This window comes from Klebsiella sp. 64, from assembly GCF_018223915.1.
GTDB lineage: Bacteria > Pseudomonadota > Gammaproteobacteria > Enterobacterales > Enterobacteriaceae > Klebsiella > Klebsiella pneumoniae.
On record NZ_JAGRQZ010000018.1, the window covers coordinates 115,233 to 136,116 of the forward strand.

General features: G+C 60.0%; 16 protein-coding genes. 10 read left to right on the plus strand and 6 right to left on the minus strand.

The window, feature by feature from the left end:
• The first annotated feature begins 4 nt into the window (after positions 1-4).
• The 5 genes from bamC to ypfH all read left to right on the plus strand — a co-directional run bounded on the left by bamC (position 5) and on the right by ypfH (position 5,749).
• Positions 5-1,039 carry an outer membrane protein assembly factor BamC gene (bamC, locus tag KHQ23_RS13900; protein WP_004149279.1) on the plus strand — a complete coding sequence of 345 codons (1,035 nt, stop codon included), beginning with the start codon at positions 5-7 and terminating at the stop codon, positions 1,037-1,039.
• Between the two features lie 216 nt (positions 1,040-1,255).
• A complete protein-coding gene (gene purC, locus KHQ23_RS13905) occupies positions 1,256-1,969 on the plus strand; it encodes a phosphoribosylaminoimidazolesuccinocarboxamide synthase (protein WP_002913801.1) in 714 nt (237 codons plus the stop codon).
• Between the two features lie 119 nt (positions 1,970-2,088).
• Positions 2,089-2,964, plus strand: coding sequence for a neutral zinc metallopeptidase (locus tag KHQ23_RS13910; RefSeq protein ID WP_002913800.1), 876 nt, complete (start codon positions 2,089-2,091; stop codon positions 2,962-2,964).
• A 9-nt stretch (positions 2,965-2,973) separates the two neighbouring features.
• Positions 2,974-4,977, plus strand: a complete 2,004-nt coding sequence (locus KHQ23_RS13915) for a tRNA(Met) cytidine acetyltransferase TmcA (protein WP_047693809.1) — start codon at positions 2,974-2,976, stop codon at positions 4,975-4,977.
• Between the two features lie 76 nt (positions 4,978-5,053).
• Positions 5,054-5,749: an esterase gene (ypfH, locus tag KHQ23_RS13920; RefSeq protein WP_002913770.1), complete on the plus strand. Its 696-nt coding sequence runs from the start codon at positions 5,054-5,056 to the stop codon at positions 5,747-5,749.
• A gap of 48 nt (positions 5,750-5,797) precedes the next feature.
• Here ypfH and KHQ23_RS13925 read toward each other — a convergent pair whose 3' ends face one another.
• The 3 genes from KHQ23_RS13925 to KHQ23_RS13935 are packed head-to-tail and all read right to left on the minus strand — an operon-like array spanning position 5,798 to position 7,512.
• Positions 5,798-6,001 carry a YpfN family protein gene (locus KHQ23_RS13925; protein WP_002913768.1) on the minus strand — a complete coding sequence of 68 codons (204 nt, stop codon included), beginning with the start codon at positions 5,999-6,001 and terminating at the stop codon, positions 5,798-5,800.
• 26 nt (positions 6,002-6,027) lie between these two features.
• On the minus strand, positions 6,028-7,155 hold the full coding sequence (dapE, locus tag KHQ23_RS13930) for a succinyl-diaminopimelate desuccinylase (RefSeq protein ID WP_002913766.1): 1,128 nt from the start codon (positions 7,153-7,155) through the stop codon (positions 6,028-6,030).
• A gap of 3 nt (positions 7,156-7,158) precedes the next feature.
• Positions 7,159-7,512, minus strand: coding sequence for an ArsC family reductase (locus KHQ23_RS13935; protein WP_002913764.1), 354 nt, complete (start codon positions 7,510-7,512; stop codon positions 7,159-7,161).
• A 365-nt stretch (positions 7,513-7,877) separates the two neighbouring features.
• On the opposite strand from KHQ23_RS13935, the gene ypfM reads away from it, so the two are divergent.
• Complete coding sequence (ypfM, locus tag KHQ23_RS13940) at positions 7,878-7,937, plus strand: protein YpfM (RefSeq protein WP_100181659.1); 60 nt, start codon at positions 7,878-7,880, stop codon at positions 7,935-7,937.
• 127 nt (positions 7,938-8,064) lie between these two features.
• On the opposite strand, the gene acrD is transcribed toward ypfM, so the two are convergent.
• On the minus strand, positions 8,065-11,178 hold the full coding sequence (gene acrD / locus KHQ23_RS13945; RefSeq protein ID WP_004185072.1) for a multidrug efflux RND transporter permease AcrD: 3,114 nt from the start codon (positions 11,176-11,178) through the stop codon (positions 8,065-8,067).
• Positions 11,179-11,550: 372 nt separating this feature from the next.
• Between acrD and aegA the strand changes: the two genes are divergently transcribed.
• The 3 genes from aegA (at position 11,551) to KHQ23_RS13960 (ending at position 15,298) form a co-directional block, all read left to right on the plus strand.
• Positions 11,551-13,533 (plus strand): formate-dependent uric acid utilization protein AegA, encoded by a 1,983-nt coding sequence (gene aegA / locus KHQ23_RS13950; protein WP_023301623.1) that lies wholly within the window; start codon positions 11,551-11,553, stop codon positions 13,531-13,533.
• A gap of 58 nt (positions 13,534-13,591) precedes the next feature.
• Entirely contained in the window at positions 13,592-14,188 is a 597-nt protein-coding gene (gene nudK, locus KHQ23_RS13955; protein WP_002913754.1) for a GDP-mannose pyrophosphatase NudK, read from the plus strand.
• Positions 14,189-14,251: 63 nt separating this feature from the next.
• Complete coding sequence (locus tag KHQ23_RS13960; protein ID WP_038989830.1) at positions 14,252-15,298, plus strand: DUF1176 domain-containing protein; 1,047 nt, start codon at positions 14,252-14,254, stop codon at positions 15,296-15,298.
• On the opposite strand, the gene tkt is transcribed toward KHQ23_RS13960, so the two are convergent.
• Together tkt and tal are read right to left on the minus strand one after the other, a co-directional pair.
• Entirely contained in the window at positions 15,288-17,282 is a 1,995-nt protein-coding gene (gene tkt, locus KHQ23_RS13965; protein WP_004213197.1) for a transketolase, read from the minus strand. The genes KHQ23_RS13960 and tkt overlap by 11 nt on opposite strands.
• A gap of 16 nt (positions 17,283-17,298) precedes the next feature.
• Entirely contained in the window at positions 17,299-18,255 is a 957-nt protein-coding gene (gene tal, locus KHQ23_RS13970; protein ID WP_004174884.1) for a transaldolase, read from the minus strand.
• Positions 18,256-18,549: 294 nt separating this feature from the next.
• On the opposite strand from tal, the gene maeB reads away from it, so the two are divergent.
• Positions 18,550-20,829 carry an NADP-dependent oxaloacetate-decarboxylating malate dehydrogenase gene (gene maeB, locus KHQ23_RS13975; protein ID WP_004185057.1) on the plus strand — a complete coding sequence of 760 codons (2,280 nt, stop codon included), beginning with the start codon at positions 18,550-18,552 and terminating at the stop codon, positions 20,827-20,829.
• Positions 20,830-20,884: the final 55 nt, after the last annotated feature.

A 20,884-nucleotide genomic window follows, 5' to 3' on the forward strand; every position in this document is an offset into this window, starting at 1 on the left:
TTTGATGGCTTACTCAGTACAGAAGTCGCGCCTGGCGAAGGTTGCGGGTGTTTCGCTGGTTCTACTCCTCGCGGCCTGTAGTTCCGACTCGCGCTATAAGCGTCAGGTGAGCGGTGATGAGGCCTATTTACAGGCATCACCGTTGAGCGAACTTCACGCGCCGGCGGGGATGATCCTGCCGATTCAGGTGGGTGATTACAATATTCCGGTGGCTAACAGCACCGGCGCGGTCGGTAAAGCGCTGGACATTCGTCCGCCAGCGCAGCCGCTGGCGCTGGTGAGCGGTGCGCGGACCCAGTTTAACGGCGATACCGCGACGCTGATGGTCGAGAACGGCCGCAGCGGTTCGCTGTGGGCACAGGTCACCAGTATTCTTCAGGCGAAGAACTACGTTATCGCCAAGCGCGATGATGCGAGCCAGACGCTGAACACCGACTGGGTTGAGTGGAACCGTCTTGATGAAGATCAGCAGTATCGCGGTCGTTATCAAATCTCCGTCAAACCGCAGGGTTATCAGCAAGCGGTGGTCGTTAAGCTGGTGAATCTGGAGCAGGCGGGTAAACCTGTTGCCGATCCGGCGTCTCTGCAGCGCTACAGCACCGCTATGCTGAACGTCATTTCGGAAGGCCTTGACATGAATGCCACCAGCGCCCAGAACGCCGCACAGCGCAGCGCGGGGGCCACCTTCGACGTGCAGAGCGCCGCCGACGATACCGGCCTGCCGATGCTCGTTGTTCGCGCGCCGTTTAACCTGGTGTGGCAGCGTCTGCCGGGCGCCCTCGAGAAAGTGGGGATGAAAGTGACCGACAGCACGCGCTCTCAGGGCAGCATGGCGCTGACCTATAAGCCGCTGTCTGACAGCAGCTGGCAGGAGCTGGGCGCACGTGACCCGCAGCTGGTCTCCGGCGACTACAAACTGCAGGTCGGCGACCTCGATAACCGCAGTAGCCTGCAGTTTATCGACCCGAAAGGCCACACCCTGACGCAGTCGCAAAATGACGCCCTGGTAGCCGTATTCCAGGCCGCATTTAACAAGTAATCAAAAGGGCTGGAGCAATCCGGCCCTTTTTCATGTATAGTGACGCAAACGTGTGCGTGGCCATATAATCCTGTAAATCGCCGCGTTAAGGCTGCTCCAGTCGCCTGACTGCAGTTCGCCCCGCAAGCGTACAGCATCCGCTCCAACGCCCGTTGCAGGATGTTATGTAAGACCGACACGTCATTTTTTGGCTCAATATCACTGGAGTAGTGAAAGATGAAAAAGCAAGCTGAGTTGTATCGTGGTAAGGCGAAGACAGTATACAGCACCGATAATCCGGACCTGCTGGTACTGGAATTCCGTAACGATACGTCAGCAGGTGATGGCGCGCGCATCGAGCAGTTCGATCGTAAAGGCATGGTGAACAACAAATTCAACCATTTCATTATGAGTAAACTGGCAGAAGCGGGCATCCCTACCCAGATGGAAGCGCTGCTTTCCGATACCGAATGTCTGGTGAAAAAACTGGATATGGTGCCGGTAGAGTGCGTGGTGCGTAACCGTGCGGCAGGCTCGCTGGTAAAACGTTTAGGCATTGAAGAAGGTATCGAGCTGAATCCGCCGCTGTTCGACCTGTTCCTGAAAAACGATGCTATGCACGATCCGATGGTCAACGACTCCTACTGCGAAACCTTCGGCTGGGTGAGTAAAGAGAATCTGGCGCGGATGCGCGAGCTGACCTACAAAGCCAACGACGTGCTGAAAAAACTGTTCGATGACGCCGGTCTGATTCTGGTGGACTTTAAGCTGGAGTTTGGTCTGTTCAAAGGCGAAGTGGTGCTGGGCGACGAGTTTTCGCCGGACGGCAGCCGCCTGTGGGATAAAAACACCCTCGATAAAATGGACAAAGACCGCTTCCGCCAGAGCCTTGGCGGCCTGATCGAAGCCTACGAAGAAGTGGCTCACCGCCTGGGCGTTAAGCTCGACTAACCCGCCCGCCGCCAGAAGATGGCCTCATCTTCTGGCGTCTCTTGCTGTTTCCTGTGGTAATCCTGCGCTGAACCGCCTACGATCTCTGCTATTGATACATAACAGGGAATGAGGTGCTTATGCGCTGGCAAGGGCGTCGCGAAAGCGACAATGTTGAAGATCGACGTGGACAATCAGGCTCGCCGTTTGGCGGCGGCGGGGGCGGCGGCTTCCGTCTGCCGAGCGGGAAGGGCGGCATTGTATTGCTGATTATTGTGCTGGTGGCGGGCTACTACGGCGTGGATTTGACCGGCATGTTGACCGGCGAACCGATGCCGCAGCAGCAGACCTCCACGCAGCGCTCCATCAGTCCGAAAGACGATGAAGCGGCGAAGTTTACTTCCGTCATTCTGGCTACCACCGAAGATACCTGGGGGCCGATCTTTGAAAAAATGGGCCGCCAGTACCCGCAGCCAAAGCTGGTGCTCTACCGCGGCGCGACCCGTACCGGCTGCGGCACCGGTCAGTCGGTGATGGGCCCCTTCTATTGTCCTGCCGACAGTACGGTCTATATTGACCTGTCATTCTACGATGAGATGAAAAATAAACTGGGCGCCGACGGCGACTTTGCCCAGGGGTACGTCATTGCTCATGAAGTGGGTCATCACGTACAAAAACTGCTGGGCATTGAGCCGAAGGTCCGCCAGCAACAGCAGCATGCCACGCAGGCCGAAGCCAACCGCCTGTCGGTTAAGATGGAGCTGCAGGCAGACTGCTTCGCCGGCGTCTGGGGTCATAATATGCAGCAGCAGGATATTCTGGAAACTGGCGATCTGCAGGAGGCGCTGAACGCCGCCGAGGCCATCGGCGACGATCGTCTACAGCAGCAGAGCCAGGGACGCGTGGTGCCGGACAGTTTTACCCACGGCACCTCGAAACAGCGCTACACCTGGTTCAAACGCGGTTTCGATAGCGGCGATCCGGCGCAGTGCAATACCTTCGGCAGCGCGCTGTAATCGTCCCCCATGATGGACGCGCTGCTTAACCTCACCGCGCAAATGGCGCGGGAGGGGATCCGTCGCCTGCTGGTGCTCAGCGGCGATGAGAGCTGGACGCTGCAGCAGGCGCAGGCGCTACGGGAGAGGCTCGGCGGCGATGGCCTGTGGGTTGGCCCCGAGCCGGTTTCTGCGCCCTGCGTGGCGCCCGGCGCGCTGAAAACGCTGCTGGGGCGGGAAGTGATGCACGCCTTTTTCGATGCCCGGCGCGGGTTTGATGTGGCCGCCATGGCGGCCCTGAGCGGCACGCTGCGTGCGGGAAGCTGGCTGGTGCTGCTGACGCCCCCTTTCGCCGACTGGCCGACCCGGGCGGATGAGGACTCTCTGCGCTGGAGCGATACGCCTGACCCTATCGTTACCCCTAACTTTGTTCACCGCTGCTGTCGGCAGTTTATCGCCGATCCGGAGGTGTTGCTCTGGCGGCAGTCGGACCGGCCACGTTTCCCGCTGGCCGCCCCGCGTCCCGACTGGCATCCCGCCGATGGCCGCCCGCAGGCCGAGCAGGCGGCAATCCTTGAGCAACTGATACGCCTGCCGCCCGGTATCGCGGCGGTGACGGCGGAGCGTGGACGGGGGAAGTCCGCGCTGGCGGGCATGCTCCTGCGCCAGCTTGGGGGCGAGGCCATCGTCACCGCCCCAACGCGTAGCGCTGTCGAGGTGCTGGCCAGCTTTGCCGGGGAGACGTTGCGCTTTATGGCGCCCGATGCGCTGCTGGCGTCGAAAGAAAAGGCGGCGTGGCTGATAGTCGATGAGGCCGCGGCTATCCCGGCTCCGCTTCTCCGGCAGCTGGTGAGCCGTTTTCCCCGCACGCTACTCACCACGACGGTGCAAGGGTACGAGGGCACCGGTCGCGGGTTCCTGCTGAAATTTTGCGCCAGTCTGCCCCATCTGCAATCCTTCACCCTGAGCGCCCCGATCCGCTGGGCGGCGGGCTGTCCGCTGGAGTCAGCCATCAGTCAGTTGCTTATCTTTAACGATGAGGCATTTCGCGACGCGCCGATGGGGGAGATAGCCCTGGAGGCGGTCAATCAGTCCTGCTGGCAAACGCAGCCAGCGCTACCGGAGGCGATGTACCAGCTATTGTCCGGGGCGCATTACCGAACTTCCCCGCTCGATCTGCGGCGCATGATGGATGCTCCGGGCCAGGCTTTCCGCTGCGCTCGCACCGGCGGCGCGGTGGCGGGCGCCCTGTGGCTGGTGGCCGAGGGGGGACTTTCTCCCGAACTGAGCCGGGCGGTATGGGCGGGTTTTCGCCGGCCGCGCGGGAATCTGGTCGCCCAGTCGCTGGCGGCGCACGGCGGCAGTCCCCTGTCGGCGACGCTGCGCGGGCTGCGGGTCAGTCGGATCGCTGTCCATCCCACCCGCCAGCGGGAAGGCCTGGGGCGGAAGATGATCGCCGATATCGCCGCCGATGCCGCTGGCTATGACTATCTCTCCGTCAGCTTCGGCTATACCGCTGAGCTGTGGCGCTTCTGGCAACGCTGCGGGTTTACCCTCGTACGGCTGGGTACCCATCGCGAGGCCAGCAGCGGCTGCTATACGGCGATGGCCCTCTATCCGTTGACCGCGGCAGGGCGCCAGCTGGCGCAGCGGGAGGCGCAGCGGCTGCAGCGCGATGAATACTGGCTTCGCCCGTGGCGAGAGGAATCCGCGCCGCTGCCGGCCGTCGCAGACGCTATGCTTAGTGATGAGGACTGGCTGGAAGCGGCGAGCTTTGCCTTCGCCCACCGCCCGCTGGCCGCGGCGCTGGGCTGCCTCAACCGCCTGCTGATGCAGGCCGACATGCCGTTGCCGGCCCTGCGGGGACGACTGCAGGGCAAAGAGGAGGCCGCACTCTGCGCCGTGCTGCAGCTGACGGGGCGTAAAGCCTTGCAGGCGAGATGGCGTCGGGAGGCCGCTGACGCCTTGCGCTTCCTTGATGCAGCGCGCGCTGATGCGCTGCGTCAGCAGGTGGCGCATCTGCAATTTTTTTAACTAACTCATTCAGTTAAATGGCATGGTCATATCTGGCGAGCGGCGTACACTGCCCGCAAACACTAAGGAGACAGCCATGAAACACGATCATTTTATTGTTCAAAGTCCTGCGACACCTGCGCAACAGCTGTTGCTGCTGTTTCATGGCGTAGGGGATAACCCGGTCTCCATGGGGCAAATCGGCAGCTGGTTCGCACCGCAGTTTCCTGATGCGCTGATCGTCAGCATTGGCGGGGTGGAACCTTGCGGCCCCAACGGTCGGCAGTGGTTTTCGCTGCAGGGGGTGACGGAAGAGAATCGTCAGCAGCGCATCGACGCCATTATGCCGACCTTTATTGAAATTGTACGCTACTGGCAGGAAAAGAGCGGCGTCAGTCCACTGGCCACCGCGCTGATCGGTTTCTCTCAGGGGGCGATTATGTCGCTGGAGAGTATCAAAGCGGCGCCGGATCTGGCTTCGCGGGTCATCGCCTTTAATGGCCGCTATGCGACGCTGCCGGAGACGGCAACGACGGCCACTACCATTCACCTGATCCACGGGGGTGAAGATCGGGTTATCGACCTGGCGTGGGCGGTGTCGGCCGAGGAGGCGTTACAGCAGGCGGGCGGCGACGTGACCTTAGATATTGTCGACGATCTCGGGCATGCCATTGACGATCGCAGTATGCAGTTGGCGATCGAGCGTCTGCGTTATACCGTGCCAAAGCACTATTTTGATGAGGCGCTGAGCGGCAGTACGCCAAAAGGGGATGATATCATCGAAATGCTGTAACCCCGGAGAGCGGGGTTACAGGCGGGCGGTACCGCGATAAAGGCAAACTTACGGTTTCTTCGACTGGTCGTGCTTCGGCCAGTCGTCGTCGTCGTCCCATTTATCGTTAAAATCACGGTGCGGCGGCAGATCGGGTTTGTTGTTGAGGAATTTTTTGTGGTCAACGCGATTTAGATCTTTAATCACGTTGATAATTACCCCCACCAAAAAGACCAGCACCAGAATCCACCAGTGTTTAATAAGCCATTCCATGCGCGCTTCCTCTTTACGTCAATTCGTCAGGCGACCAGCTGTTCCATGACGCGTTGATACATCCGCGCCAGCAGCTGCAGGTCGGCGGCGTTCACACATTCATTAATTTTGTGAATCGTTGCGTTTACGGGGCCCAGCTCAACCACCTGCGCCCCCATGCGCGCGATAAACCGTCCGTCTGAGGTGCCGCCGTTGGTTAACAGCTGCGGTTTGATCTCATTATAGTGCTCAATCGCGTTGACGACCGCATCCACCAGCTTGCCCCGTCCGGTGAGGAACGGCTGGCCGGAGAGCCACCACTCCACGCTGTAACGCAGCTGGTATTTTTCCAGCAGGGCGATCACCCGGGATTTGATCATCTCGTCCGTCAGCTCCGTACTGAAGCGGAAGTTGAACTGGACGAACATATCGCCGGGGATCACGTTATTGCTGCCGGTGCCGGACTGCACGTTGGCGATCTGCATGCTGGTCGGCGGGAAGAACTCATTGCCTTTATCCCACTCGATATTGACCAGTTCCGCCAGCATCGGCGCCGCGCGGTGGACAGGGTTATCGGCAAGGTGCGGATAGGCGACATGGCCCTGCACGCCGTGAATAGTCAGGTTGCAGGTCAGCGAGCCGCGGCGGCCGTTTTTCACCACATCGCCGACCACTTCGGTACTGGAAGGTTCGCCGACCAGACAATAGTCCAGACGCTCGTTACGCGCCATCAGCGTCTCCACCACTTTGACGGTGCCGTTTTTGGCGCTGGCCTCTTCATCAGAGGTGATCAAAAACGCCAGTCGGCCCCTGTGGTTCGGGTACTGCGCGACAAAACGCTCTGCGGCAACCACCATCGCCGCCAGCGAGCCTTTCATATCCGCCGCTCCGCGGCCAAACAGCATCCCGTCGCGGATGGTCGGTTCGAACGGGGGATTGATCCAGCGATCGGCGTCGCCTGCCGGGACTACGTCGGTGTGGCCGGCGAAGGCCAGCGTCTCGCCGTGGCCGCGCCAGGCCCAGAAATTCTGCGTATCGCCGAAATCCATCGGTTCAACGGTAAAGCCGATCGCACGCAGGCGTTCAATCATTAACGCCTGGCATCCCGCATCATCGGGGCTAAGGGAAGGGCGGCGAATAAGCTGCTGAGCCAGCTCAATGACCGGGCAAGACATAGACTATACCTCGTTAAACTGCTGATAACTTGCTTCACTAAAACCCAGCAGCATAGGACGACCGGGCGCGCAGAGCAATGGGCGTTTGATAATTGCCGGCATTTCCAGCATCAATGCGGCTGCGGCGTCGGCATTATCGATGCTGTTGCGCAGCGACTCGTCGAGTTTGCGCCAGGTGGTGCCACGGGTGTTCAGCAGCGCCTGCCAGCCCAGCTCGGCAATAAAGGTATCCAGTTGCGCGCGCTCAAGGCCATCGGCGCGGTAATCATGGAAGCGATACTCAATCTGATGCGCTTCCAGCCAGCGGCGGGCTTTTTTAATGGTATCGCAGTTTTTAATTCCGTACATGGTGAGCATAGATAAACCTTTTACATTCAATTAAGCGGTTAACTCAGATATTTCCGAATATATAAGTCTTACTGAAATAATACGTGATTCAGATGAATAAATATAACTTTTTACCGGGGATCTCATTCGATATATCGGGTGGTTAAATGTTGGCCACCTGTGGGCATGATGTGAGGGCTTTAACATTATTGCAAAAATGTTGTCTGAGGTTGCTCTACGTCACATTATGTTTACATACGAAGCGGCATAGTAGCGACAACCAGAGGTTTTATCTCTGTCAGCGGTCCATAAGACAATCAGAGCAATAGGGGAGCACAACTTCCCATCGGTAATGAAGTTATATAGAATCGACCATAATAATAAGAGAGGCTATTATGATTGAACATGAACTGGGGAACTGGAAAGACTTTATTGAAGGCATGCTTCGTAAATAAATTTCCGCAATGTGAGCAGGGGAATAACGCGAAGTAAATAAGCGCGCTAGGGTTCTGAACACATAAAGAAGGCGACCACCGTGGTCGCCTTTTCTGTTATTACGCCTCGCCGCCGAAGCTCGTCGGTTTATTGCGGACGCTCCTTTAGCGGAAAACGGCGACGCACCAGCACAAAGAACAGCGGCACGAAAAAGATCGCCAGCACGGTGGCGGAGATCATCCCGCCCATCACTCCGGTGCCGACCGCATGCTGGCTGCCGGAACCGGCGCCGGTGCTGGTCGCCATCGGCAGCACGCCGAAGATGAACGCCAGCGAGGTCATCAGGATGGGGCGCAGGCGCTGACGGCAAGCCGACAGCGTGGCGCTGAGCAGATCCTGGCCCTTCTCGTTGAGCTCATTGGCGAACTCGACGATCAGAATGGCGTTTTTCGCCGACAGGCCGATCACCGTCAACAGACCCACCTGGAAGTACACGTCATTCTCCAGCCCGCGCATCCAGGTCGCCAGCAGGGCGCCAATCACCCCCAGCGGCACCACCAGCATCACCGAGAACGGCACCGACCAGCTCTCGTACAGCGCCGCCAGGCACAGGAACACCACCAGCAGAGAAATCGCGTACAGGGCCGGCGCCTGAGCGCCAGAGAGGCGTTCCTGGTAGGACATGGCGGTCCATTCGAGGCCAAAGCCGGTGGGTAACTGCGCGGCCAGCTTCTCCATCATGTCCATCGCGGTACCGGTACTGATACCCGGCGCCGCCTCACCGACGATCTCGACCGCTGAGTAGCCATTGTAGCGTTCCAGCCGCGGCGAGCCGGTCTCCCAGCGCGAGGTGGCGAAGGCCGAGAATGGCACCATCGTGCCGCTGCTGTTGCGCACGTACCAAAGATTGATATCGTCAGGCAGCATCCGGTATTTCGCCGCCGCCTGGACGTAGACTTTCTTTACCCGGCCGCGATCCATAAAGTCGTTGACGTAGCTCGACCCCCACGCGGTTTGCAGCGTATCGTTGATGTCGTCAATGGAGACGCCAAGCGCCTGCGCTTTACGCTGATCGATATCGACCTGCAGCTGCGGACTGTCATCGAGCCCGTTATGCCGGACGCGGGTCAACAGCGGATTTTTCCCGGCCAGCTCAAGTAGCGTATCGCGCGCCGCCATCAGCGCATCGTGCCCCTTCCCGGCATGATCCTCCAGCTCCATATCGAAGCCTGCCGAACTGCCGAGGCCGCTGATCGCCGGCGGGCTGCTGGCGATAACCCGCGCTTCGTTAATCTGATTAAACGCTTTGGTGGCGCGTTCAATAATGGCAAAGGAGGTGCCGGTTTGCGGGTCGCGCTGGTCCCAGTCTTTGAGACGAACGAACATACGGGCCACGTTCTGCCCATTGCCGCCGGGGCCGGAGCCAACGGTAGCGAACACCGACTCGACGTTCTGCTTCTCGTTATTGAGGAAGTAATCTTCCGCCTTCTGCACCACCTTCAGCGTCTGCTGCTGGGTGCTGCCGCTCGGCAACTGGACCGAGGTGGTGAACATCCCGCGATCCTCCAGCGGCAGGAACGAGGTCGGCAAATGCAGAAACAGGAACACCATCCCGCCGAGCAGGACGACGTAGATCAGCATCCAGCGCAGCGAGCGGTGCAGTATTTTGCCGACGAAGGTTTCGTAGCGGCTGGCGCTGCGGTTGAAGGTGCGGTTGAACCAGCCGAAGAAGCCTTTTCTTTCATGGGATTCACCTGGCTTAACCGGCTTAAGCAGCGTGGCGCAAAGGGCAGGGGTGAGGATCATGGCCACCAGCACCGAGAGGACCATCGCCGCGACGATAGTGATTGAGAACTGGCGATAGATGGCGCCGGTGGTGCCGCCGAAGAAGGCCATCGGCACGAATACCGCCGACAGCACCATCGCGATCCCCACCAGCGCGCCCTGAATTTGTCCCATCGATTTGCGGGTCGCCTCGCGTGGCGACAGGCCCTCCTCGCTCATGATGCGCTCGACGTTCTCCACCACCACGATGGCGTCATCCACCAGCAGGCCGATCGCCAACACCATCGCGAACATCGTCAGGGTGTTGATGCTGTAGCCACAGGCATACAGCACCGCGAAAGTGCCCATCAGCACCACCGGCACGGCGATGGTCGGGATCAGGGTGGCGCGGAAGTTCTGCAGGAACAGATACATCACGAGGAAGACCAGCAGGATCGCCTCCAGCAGGGTTTTCACCACGTCGGTGATGGAAGCCTTCACGAAGGAGGTGGTCTCGTAGGCGACCTTATATTCCAGACCGTGGGGGAAAAACTGCGCCAGCTCATTGAGGCGATTGATCACGCGCTCCGCGGTGGCCATTTCGTTGGCGCCGGAAGCCAGCTTGATCCCGAGGCCTGAGGCCGGCTGGCGGTTGTAGCGGCTAAGATAGTCGTACTTCTCCGCCCCCATCTCGACGGTGGCGACATCGCCCAGCGTCACCTCTGAACCATCCTGATTGACGCGCAGAGTGATATTGCGGAACTGCTCCGGGGTTTGCAGCAGAGATTGCGAGTTGATGGTGGCGTTCAGCGCTTGCTTATCGACCGAAGGCGTCCCGCCAAGCTGGCCGACGGCAATCTGGGCGTTCTGCGAACTGATGGCGTCGGTAACATCCTTGGTGGTCATCTGGTAGCTGTTGAGCTTCGCCGGGTCGAGCCAGATGCGCATTGAGTATTGCGAACCGTAGGCGTCGATATCCCCCACGCCGTTGACGCGGCTGAGCGGGTCCTGGATGTTACTGGCGACGTAGTCGGCGATATCTTGTTTATCCATACTGCCGTCAGTGGAGACGAAGGCGAGCGTCAGGATATTGGTATCACCGGTCTTGCGTACCGTCACCCCCTGGTTTTGCACCGCCTGCGGCAGCTTACGCATCGCCGACTGTAGCTGGTTCTGAACCTGCTGCACGGCTTCATCCGGGTCGGTACCGGCGGTAAAGCTGAGGGTGATCGTCGCCTGGCCGGTGGCGCTGCTCTGGGAGGACATATACATCAGGTTATCGAGGCCGGTCATATTCTGTTCGATAACCTGAGTGACGGTATTCTCCAGGGTTTGCGCGGAAGCGCCGGGATAGTTGGCGGTGATCCGCACATTCGGCGGGGCGAGGTCGGGATACTGTTCAACCGGCAGCGACAAAATGGCAAGGGTGCCCGTCAGGCATAACAGGATTGCCAGCACCCATGCAAAAATGGGGCGATCGATAAAGAAATTCGCCATCAGAATAAAAACCTCATATGCACATTTTCTTGTTATTGCACAGCCTGTGCCACTTTAGCGCCAGCCTCTCCGGCAATCGTGGAGAAATTAAGGAGATAGTGTAATTTATCATGTTGCTTTTGCCGTATCGTAAAGAAACCTCGAGCTTTCCTGCCAGCAGGTAGCGAGTCTGCTTCGTCACCGCAGACCGGCGCATTATCCCTTGCCGGTGTGAAACCTCATTTCATTTAAGTCAAAAAAATTGATCCAAAACGGATTCTCTCCAGAAAAAGTTTATCCTGGGCAATTGGACATTGTTCCGGCGTCATCTTGTCGGGTAATAAATAGGCATGCGCATTGAGGGGTTATTCACCAAGAAGACAAAAGGAAGCCATGAACCACTTTATTTTGAGCGATAGCCGAAAGTGCATCGGCTGCCAGGCCTGCGAAGTGGCCTGCGTGATGGCGCATAACGAGGAGCAACACGTGCTGACCCCGCAGCGCTTTTTGCCACGTATCACCGTGATCAAAGCGGAGGGCCAGCGTAACGCCATCACCTGCCGCCACTGCGAGGACGCCCCCTGCGTCCGCAGTTGTCCCAACGACGCCATCGCCCAGTCCGGCGACAGCGTTCAGGTCCGTCAGGAGAAATGCATTGGCTGTAAATCCTGCATGGTGGCCTGCCCGTTCGGGGTGATGCAGGTGGTGGTGACGCCGCAGGCCGCAGGCCTGGTGAAAGCCAGCGCGCACAAGTGCGATCTATGCCAGGGCCGCGAGGCGGGGCCGGCCTGTGTGGAAAACTGTCCCGCGCAGGCGCTGACCCTCGCCGACGATGAGACGTTGATCACCCTGGCGAAGCAGCGGCGACTGCGCTCGGCATGCCAGGAGGTGCAGCCGTGGCAGCGCGCTACGCCGCTCTGCAGCCAGCCCAATGCTGGCGCGAAGGTCAGGCAAATGGCGATGACGCCCCCGCGCGGGGAGCCGGATAAGCTGGCGGCGGAGGTGCGTAAGAGCCACTTTGAGGAGATCTATCAGCCGTTCACCCCGGAGCAGGCGCAGCAGCAGGCCGCCCGCTGTCTCACGTGTGGGGAGCACAGTATTTGCGAATGGACCTGCCCGCTGCATAACCATATCCCGCAGTGGATTGAGCTGGTTAAAGCGGGGAATATCGCCGCTGCGGTCGCGCTTTCCCATCAGACCAACTGCCTGCCGGAGATCACTGGCCGCGTCTGTCCCCAGGACCGGCTGTGTGAAGGCGCCTGCACCCTGCGCGATGAAAGCGGGGCAGTCACCATCGGCAATATTGAGCGCTATATTTCCGACCAGGCGCTGGCCAGCGGCTGGCGTCCGGACCTTTCGCAGGTTAAGCCGAGCGGCAAGCGGGTGGCGATTATCGGCGCCGGGCCTGCCGGGCTGGCCTGCGCCGATATGCTGGTGCGCCACGGCGTCCAGCCGGTGGTCTTCGACCGTCATCCGGAGATTGGCGGTCTGCTGACCTTCGGCATTCCGGCGTTCAAGCTGGATAAATCGCTATTGGCCCGGCGGCGGGCGATCTTCAGCGAGATGGGTATCCGCTTTGAGCTCAATTGCGAGGTGGGGAAAGATATCTCCATGGCGACACTGCTGGCCGATTATGACGCGGTGTTCGTCGGCGCCGGAACCTATCGCTCCATGAAGGCGGGGCTGCCGAACGAAGAGGCCCCCGGGGTCTACGATGCGCTGCCGTTCCTCATCGCCAACACCAAACAGGTGATGGGGCTGGCGGCATCGGCGCAAGAGCCTTATGTCAACACCGCCGGGCTGAACGTGGTGGTGCTGGGCGGCGGCGATACGGCGATGGACTGCGTGCGCACCGCGCTGCGCCACGGCGCCCGCCAGGTGACCTGCGCCTATCGGCGAGATGAAGCCAACATGCCGGGCTCGAAAAAAGAGGTCAAAAACGCCCGCGAAGAGGGGGCGCTCTTTGAGTTTAACGTCCAGCCGGTGACGCTTGAGCTGGACGAGAACGGGCGGGTTAACGGGGTACGCTTTTTGCGCACCGAGCTGGGCGCTCCGGACGCCGGGGGAAGACGCCGTCCGACGCCGATCCCCGGCAGCGAGTTTGTTATGCCGGCAGATGCGGTGATCATGGCCTTTGGCTTCCACCCGCACCGCATGCCCTGGCTGGAGGCGGCGGGGGTGGCGCTGGACAGCCAGGGGCGTATTAAAGCCGGAGTGGAGAGCCGTTACCGTTATCAGACCAGTCAGGAGAAGATCTTTGCCGGCGGCGATGCCGTGCGCGGCGCAGACCTTGTAGTGACGGCGATGGCGGAAGGCCGTCACGCGGCGCAGGGGATCCTGGACTATCTGGCGCGGAAAACGACGCCGCTTCACTGACGACAAACCCGGCTCCGCAGCGTAGTATGAGGGCGTCCTTTTACGCTGTGGGGTCGGTATGTCACTCAATATTCACGTCATTAAAGATAAAATCCTCTCTGAGAACTGGTTCGTACTACGCAACATGACCTATGAGCTGACGCGGGCGGACGGCAGCGTCGTGCGCCACAAGCGCGAGGTCTACGATCGCGGCAATGGCGCCACCGTGCTGCTGTATAACCGCCATAAGCAGACGGTGGTCCTGGTGCGTCAGTTCCGTGTCGCCACCTGGGTCAATGGCAATCATGACGGCATGCTGATTGAAACCTGCGCCGGGCTGCTGGACAACGACGAGCCGGAAGCCTGCATTCGTAAAGAGGCGGTGGAAGAGACCGGCTACGAAGTGGGCGAGGTGAGAAAGCTGTTTGAGCTGTTTATGTCGCCAGGGGGCGTCACCGAGGTAGTGCATTTCTTTATCGCCGAGTACAGCGACGCGCAGCGAACCACCAGCGGCGGCGGGGTAGATGATGAAGCCATCGAGGTGCTGGAGCTGCCTTTTAGCCAGGCGCTGCAGATGGTCGCTGACGGGGAGATCCGCGACGGTAAGGCGGTCATTCTGCTGCAATATCTGCAAACCTCCGGCCTGATGTCGGGGAACTCTGACAAATCCGATTGAGTAACCCGCTGCCGTTGTCCAGGATAGGCGCCGTGGTCGGGTTTATCTGGGGTCGGGCGGTTCATGCTTTTTCGCGTCATCTTTTTCCTTTTTATGGCGGTGCTGCCTTGCTCGCAGGCATGGTCGGCACCGACGCAGCAGCGCTTCAACGACTGGCTGGTCACCTGTAACAACCAAAATTTCTGCGTCACCCGTAACGTGGGGCTGCATCATGGCCTGGTGATGACCCTCAGCCGCAGCGCTGGGGCAGTCACTGACGCCAGTCTGCGTATCGAGCTGGGCGGCACCGGCAATCCAGTGGCGACGCTCGCGCCGATAGCGCCGCGCCTGCTGCTGGATGGTAAACCGCTGTCCCTGACCGACAAGCGCTGGCACATTGAAGATAAGCTCATTAAAACCGCCGACAGCATGACGATCGATGCGTTTCTCCAGCAGGTTCAGGAGGGTAAAGCGCTCTCGCTGGCCAATGGCCTGCAGACCATCTCCCTGCAGGGGTTGAAAGCGGCTCTGTTTTTTATCGACGATCGGCAAAAGCGGGTAGGTAGCGAAACGGCCTGGGTCGGCAAAGGGGAAGAGCCGCCGCTCAGCGTACCGCCGGCGCCGGCGCTGCGCGCGGTGGCGAGCGCGGAAACGGCGCAGTCGCCGCTGGGGCGTGAGGAGCTCAACGATCTGATGGACTACGGTAATGAGCGGATGACCAACAGCCACTGTTCCCTCGATCCCTTCCGCCGTGAAATTCGCGTTACTGCGCTGACGGATGACAAAGTGCTGCTGATGACCAGCTGCGAATCCGGCGCCTACAACACCGTCTGGCTGGCCTGGCTGGTCTCCCGCCAGCGCCCCTATGTCGCCCGTCAGGTGCGGCTAACGTTGCCATTTCAGCCGCCGGGCGAGGCGCCGCGGGAGATTGAGCTGATCAACGCCAGCTATGATGACCGCCGCCATGAGCTGGTGACCCTGGATAAAGGCCGCGGGGCCGGCGATTGCGGGATCCAAACCCGCTGGCGTTTTGACGGCCAGCGGTTCAGCCTCTCCCGCTACGCGCAGCAGCCGACGTGCGACAACTGGCAGGGGCCAGATGCCTGGCCCACGCTGTGGATCACCCGTTAAGCACCTGTTCGGCGGTGGCGACGATATGGTCGACCGTAAAGCCAAAGAACGGGAACAACTGCTCTGCCGGGGCGGATTCGCCATAGCCGGTCATGCCGACGATCTTGCCTTTTAAGCCGACATATTTATACCAGTAGTCCGCTATCCCGGCTTCGACCGCCACCCGGGCGCTGACGTCCGACGGCAGCACCGATTCGCGCCAGGCCTCATCCTGGGCGTCAAACACATCAGTGGAAGGGAGCGAGACGACCCGCACATTTACCCCTTTGGCCAACAGTTTTTCCGCGGCCAGGACGGTGATCTCCACTTCCGAGCCGGTGGCGATGAGGATCAGGTCGGGCTTGCCGCCGGCATCCTTAAGCACGTAGCCACCCCGGGCGATATCCTGCACCTGTTCCGGGGTACGCGGCATCTGCGCCAGGTTTTGTCGCGACAGGATCAGCGCCGTCGGCCCGCCCTGTCGCGCGATAGCCGCCTGCCAGGCGACGGCGGTCTCCACCTGGTCGCAGGGGCGCCAGGTGCTGAAGTTGGGCGTCAGCCGCAGACTGGCCAGCTGTTCCACCGCCTGGTGCGTCGGCCCGTCTTCCCCAAGACCGATCGAGTCATGGGTATAGACCATGATCTGCCGGGCCTTCATCAGGGCTGCCATGCGCGCGGCGTTGCGGGCGTACTCCACAAACATCAGGAAGGTCGAGGTATAAGGAATAAAGCCCCCGTGCAGGGCAATGCCGTTGGCCACCGCGGTCATGCCAAACTCGCGCACCCCGTAGTGGATATAATTGCCCGCAGGATCTTCTTTAATCGATGTCGATCCAGACCAGATGGTCAGGTTACTCGGCGCAAGATCCGCAGAACCGCCCAGCAGTTCCGGGAGGTGCGGGCCGTAGGCGTTCAGCGCGTTTTGCGAAGCCTTGCGACTGGCGATTTTCGCCGGCTCGGCCTGCAGTTTCGCCACGTAGTCGCGGGCGGTCGCGGCAAAGTCTTCCGGCAGGGCGCCATTCATACGTCGGGTCAGCTCAGAGGCCAACTCCGGGAACTGCTGCTGGTAGGCGGCGAATTTCTCGTTCCAGGCGTGCTCCGCTTTTTCCCCGCGCGGACGCGCATCCCAGCCCGCATAGATCTCTTTCGGGATCTCGAACGGAGGATATTTCCAGCCAAGCTGCTGGCGGGCCAGCGCTACCTCTTTTTCGCCCAGCGCCGCCCCGTGAGACTCCTCTGAGCCGGCTTTGTTGGGCGAACCGAAGCCGATGATGGTCCGGCAGATAATCAGTGACGGTTTATCTTTCACCGCCTGCGCTTCCGTTATCGCCTGTTTGATAGCCTGCGGATCGTGGCCGTCGATATCGCCTATGACGTGCCAGTGATAGGCGCGGAAGCGTTCCGCCGTATCATCGGAAAACCAGCCTTCGGTTTTGCCGTCGATGGAGATGCCGTTGTGATCGTAAAAACCGATCAGCTTGCCCAGTCCGAGCGTGCCGGCCAGCGAACAGGCCTCATGGGAGATCCCCTCCATCAAACAGCCATCGCCCATGAACACCCAGGTGTGATGGTCAATGATCTCATGGCCGGGGCGATTAAATTGCGCCGCCAGCGTCCGTTCGGCGATGGCCATCCCAACGGCGTTCGCCAGCCCCTGGCCCAGCGGGCCGGTGGTGGTTTCCACCCCAGGGGTATAGCCATGCTCCGGGTGGCCGGGCGTTTTAGAGTGCAGCTGACGGAACTGCTTCAGTTCAGACAGCGGCAGATCGTAGCCGGTCAGGTGCAGCAGACTGTAGAGCAGCATCGACGCGTGGCCGTTGGACAAGATGAAACGGTCGCGGTCCACCCAGTCAGGGTTCTGCGGATTGTGCTTGAGAAAATCGTTCCACAGCACTTCGGCAATATCAGCCATCCCCATCGGCGCACCGGGATGGCCGGAGTTGGCTTTCTGCACGGCGTCCATACTCAGGGCGCGGATGGCGTTGGCAAGCTCTCTTCGGGACATATTTTTCTCCGTGAGACTAAAGTGACAGTTTGGCGGCAAGCAGATCTTCCAGTTTGCGCTGATCGACGGCGAACAGGCGGATCCCCTCCGCTAGCTTTTCGACCGCCATCGGATCCTGATTATGTTCCCAGCGGAACTCCGCTTCACTGAGCGGCACCGGACGCGGCAGGATCTGGCTGGCAGGGATCAGTTTGCGCACCACCGGGGTATCGCTGGCCTGCAGCTCTTTTAATAAAGGCGGGGCGATGGTCAACCGGTCGCAACCGACCAGCGCCAGGATCTGCTCGGTGCGGCGGAAGCTGGCGCCCATCACGATGGTGTTGTATTTATGCTGTTTGAAATAGTCATAGATATTGCGCACCGATTTCACCCCCGGATCTTCCTCCACCACGTAAGGCTCCAGCGGTTTGCGCGCCTGATACCAGTCATAAATACGCCCAACGAACGGGGAGATGAGATAAACCCCGGCCTCGGCGCAGGCCCGGGCCTGGGCGAAGGAAAACAGCAGCGTCAGGTTGCAGTGGATCCCCTCTTTCTCCAGCACCTCCGCGGCGCGGATCCCCTCCCAGGTGGATGCCAGCTTGATCAGGATCCGCGATTTATCAATGCCCATCTCCTGATACAGCGCCACCAGGTGGCGAGCCTTCTCGATACTTTTCTCGCGGTTGAAGGAGAGCCGGGCGTCCACCTCGGTGGAGACCCGTCCGGGAATGCTTTTGAGGATCTCCGCGCCAAAATTGACCGCCAGCTTATCGCAGGCGTGAGCCACCTGCGCTTCGCGGCCGCCACCCTGTTTTTTGGCCCAGGCGATAGCGTCGTCGATGAGGCCGCTATAGGACGCCAGGCCGGCGGCCTTCAGCAGCAGAGAGGGGTTGGTGGTGGCGTCTTCCGGATGGTAGTGGCGGATGGATTCGATGTCTCCGCTGTCGGCGACTACCGTGGTGAACTGCTTGATGCTGTCTAACTGATTCATGGATAAGTCCTCCTGGAACAAGGTGTTACATGAGTGCTTGCCGGTATACGGTATAAACATTGATGAGGTACATAACCAAAAAGCATAGCAGACAGGGCTATTATTGGCGGCGAATCCGGGTAACATAACCGCTATAAATTGATAACAACAAAATCATAACGATGGCCAGAGTTTGGCGGTGTTCAAAGTTTATCGCCCCGCCAGGAGGGATACTGTCTGCCACTGAAAGGTGAACGACAGGATGGTCATCACGCTTTTCCCCTACGAACGATACGTGAAAGAAAGGAATAGAAAATGGATGAGCAGTTAAAACAGAGCGCCCTCGACTTCCACGAATTTCCGGTTCCCGGAAAAATCCAGGTCTCGCCGACCAAACCTCTCGCCACCCAGCGCGATCTGGCGCTGGCCTACTCGCCGGGCGTCGCAGCCCCCTGCCTGGAAATCGAAAAAGATCCGCTGGCCGCCTACAAATACACTGCCCGCGGCAACCTGGTGGCGGTCGTCTCCAACGGCACCGCGGTGCTGGGGCTCGGCAACATCGGCGCGCTGGCCGGTAAGCCGGTAATGGAGGGCAAAGGCGTCCTGTTTAAGAAATTTGCCGGTATCGATGTGTTTGATATCGAAGTCGATGAGCTGGATCCGGACAAATTCATTAACGTCGTCGCCGCCCTCGAACCAACCTTCGGCGGTATCAACCTGGAAGATATTAAAGCGCCGGAGTGTTTCTACATCGAGCAGCAGCTGCGCGAGCGGATGAATATCCCGGTCTTCCATGACGATCAGCACGGCACGGCGATCATCAGCACCGCGGCGATCCTCAACGGTCTGCGCGTCGTCGAGAAGAATCTGTCCGACGTGCGGATGGTGGTCTCCGGCGCGGGCGCGGCGGCGATCGCCTGTATGAATCTGCTGGTGGCGCTGGGGATGCAAAAGCACAACATCGTGGTCTGCGATTCGAAAGGCGTTATCTATAAAGACCGTGAGCCGAACATGGCGGAAACCAAAGCGGCCTATGCAGTGGAAGACGACGGCAAACGCACCCTCGATGACGTGATCGACGGCGCCGACATTTTCCTCGGCTGCTCTGGCCCGAAAGTGCTGACTCAGGAGATGGTGAAGAAGATGGCGCGGGCGCCGCTGATCCTCGCCCTGGCCAACCCGGAGCCGGAAATTCTGCCGCCGCTGGCGAAGCAGGTCCGCGATGACGCCATCATCTGTACCGGCCGCTCCGACTACCCTAACCAGGTCAACAACGTACTTTGCTTCCCGTTCATCTTCCGCGGCGCGCTGGACGTCGGCGCGACGGCGATCAACGAAGAGATGAAGCTGGCGGCGGTGCATGCGATTGCCGAGCTGGCCCATGCCGAGCAGAGCGAAGTGGTGGCCTCCGCCTACGGCGATCAGGATTTAAGCTTTGGTCCGGACTACATCATTCCGAAACCGTTCGACCCGCGGCTGATCGTCAAGATAGCCCCTGCGGTGGCGAAGGCGGCGATGGACTCCGGTGTGGCGACGCGCCCGATCGCCGATTTTGACGCCTATATCGAGAAGCTGAGCGAGTTCGTCTATAAAACCAACCTGTTTATGAAGCCTATCTTCTCTCAGGCGCGCAAAGAGCCGAAGCGCGTGGTGCTGGCGGAAGGGGAGGAGACCCGGGTGCTGCACGCCACCCAGGAGCTGGTGTCTCTGGGACTGGCCAAACCGATTCTGGTGGGGCGCCCGAGCGTGATTGAAATGCGCATCCAGAAGCTGGGCCTGCAGATCAAGGCCGGCGTTGACTTTGAGATCGTCAATAATGAATCCGACCCGCGGTTTAAAGAGTACTGGAGCGAGTACTACCAGCTGATGAAGCGCCGCGGCATTACCCAGGAGCAGGCGCAGCGGGCGGTGATTAGCAACACCACGGTGATTGGCGCCATCATGGTTCATCGCGGTGAAGCGGATGCGATGATCTGCGGGACTATTGGCGAGTACCACGATCACTACCGCGTGGTGCAGCCGCTGTTTGGCTATCGCGACGGCGTCAGCACCGCCGGGGCGATGAATGCGCTGCTGCTGCCGAGCGGCAACACCTTTATCGCCGATACCTATGTCAATCACGATCCGTCGCCGGAAGAGCTGGCGGAGATCACCCTGATGGCGGCGGAAAGCGTGCGACGCTTTGGTATTGAACCGCGCGTGGCGTTGCTGTCGCACTCCAACTTTGGCTCTGCCGACTGTCCGTCAGCCAGCAAAATGCGTAAAACCCTGGAGCTGGTGAAGGCCCGCGCCCCGGAGCTGATGATCGATGGCGAAATGCATGGCGATGCCGCGCTGGTGGAAAGCATCCGCAACGATCGCATGCCGGACAGCCCGCTGAAGGGGGCGGCCAATATTCTGGTGATGCCGAATATGGAAGCCGCCCGGATCAGCTATAACCTGCTGCGCGTCTCCAGTTCGGAAGGGGTGACCGTCGGGCCGGTGCTGATGGGGGTGGCGAAGCCGGTGCATATTCTGACGCCGATCGCCTCCGTACGCCGGATCGTTAATATGGTGGCGCTGGCGGTTGTTGAAGCGCAAACCGAACCGCTGTAATTTTCTATTTCCCCCGTTAACGCGCGGATCCGTTTCCGCGCGCAATATCAGGCAG

Coding starts and splice junctions, on each gene's coding strand:
- bamC (WP_004149279.1), top strand. CDS start 5: ATGGCTTACTCAGTACAGAAGTCGCGCCTGGCGAAGGTTGCGGGTGTT.
- purC (WP_002913801.1), top strand. CDS start 1,256: ATGAAAAAGCAAGCTGAGTTGTATCGTGGTAAGGCGAAGACAGTATAC.
- KHQ23_RS13910 (WP_002913800.1), top strand. CDS start 2,089: ATGCGCTGGCAAGGGCGTCGCGAAAGCGACAATGTTGAAGATCGACGT.
- KHQ23_RS13915 (WP_047693809.1), top strand. CDS start 2,974: ATGATGGACGCGCTGCTTAACCTCACCGCGCAAATGGCGCGGGAGGGG.
- ypfH (WP_002913770.1), top strand. CDS start 5,054: ATGAAACACGATCATTTTATTGTTCAAAGTCCTGCGACACCTGCGCAA.
- KHQ23_RS13925 (WP_002913768.1), bottom strand. CDS start 6,001: ATGGAATGGCTTATTAAACACTGGTGGATTCTGGTGCTGGTCTTTTTG.
- dapE (WP_002913766.1), bottom strand. CDS start 7,155: ATGTCTTGCCCGGTCATTGAGCTGGCTCAGCAGCTTATTCGCCGCCCT.
- KHQ23_RS13935 (WP_002913764.1), bottom strand. CDS start 7,512: ATGCTCACCATGTACGGAATTAAAAACTGCGATACCATTAAAAAAGCC.
- acrD (WP_004185072.1), bottom strand. CDS start 11,178: ATGGCGAATTTCTTTATCGATCGCCCCATTTTTGCATGGGTGCTGGCA.
- aegA (WP_023301623.1), top strand. CDS start 11,551: ATGAACCACTTTATTTTGAGCGATAGCCGAAAGTGCATCGGCTGCCAG.
- nudK (WP_002913754.1), top strand. CDS start 13,592: ATGTCACTCAATATTCACGTCATTAAAGATAAAATCCTCTCTGAGAAC.
- KHQ23_RS13960 (WP_038989830.1), top strand. CDS start 14,252: ATGCTTTTTCGCGTCATCTTTTTCCTTTTTATGGCGGTGCTGCCTTGC.
- tkt (WP_004213197.1), bottom strand. CDS start 17,282: ATGTCCCGAAGAGAGCTTGCCAACGCCATCCGCGCCCTGAGTATGGAC.
- tal (WP_004174884.1), bottom strand. CDS start 18,255: ATGAATCAGTTAGACAGCATCAAGCAGTTCACCACGGTAGTCGCCGAC.
- maeB (WP_004185057.1), top strand. CDS start 18,550: ATGGATGAGCAGTTAAAACAGAGCGCCCTCGACTTCCACGAATTTCCG.